This window comes from Dellaglioa sp. CoH-57-MRSF-22 (assembly GCF_056781895.1).
This window is the reverse complement of record NZ_JBXAXT010000166.1, coordinates 1-309: the sequence shown is the minus strand read 5'-3', so window position 1 is coordinate 309 and position 309 is coordinate 1. Positions and strand designations below refer to the sequence as shown.

Genomic DNA, 309 nt, shown 5'->3' with positions numbered 1-309 from the left:
AACTAATTGAACACACTCCTGTTTATGTTCGATGATGAGGGTCTGGGCAAGAACCGCGATCAGCAGCCAGTAACAGCCGCCAACCGCGTCACCCATTGACCAGTACTTTACGCCTGCGACGCACGCAGCCGCGATTTCCACCGCGACCAGAAAGCCACGCGTGAATCGATTGAACTTGTTCATGTTTTCCTTCAGATACCAGTCAGGAGCACCGCCGATTGCGGCTTGACCACGATCGGGTTGAAATCTGTGGCGTACGAGCGCGTAGCCGGCGTACGATCATCGTCCAGCCAATCCATTGGTGCAAAG

Annotated in this window: 1 protein-coding gene; it reads right to left on the bottom strand. The window is 54.7% G+C overall.

Annotation, left to right across the window (positions count from 1 at the left end; all coding sequences use genetic code 11):
- The coding region (locus tag AC1RPR_RS08655; RefSeq protein WP_481763544.1) for a hypothetical protein at nucleotides 1-183 on the bottom strand (183 nt) is incomplete at its 3' end.
- Nucleotides 184-309 lie beyond the last annotated feature (126 nt).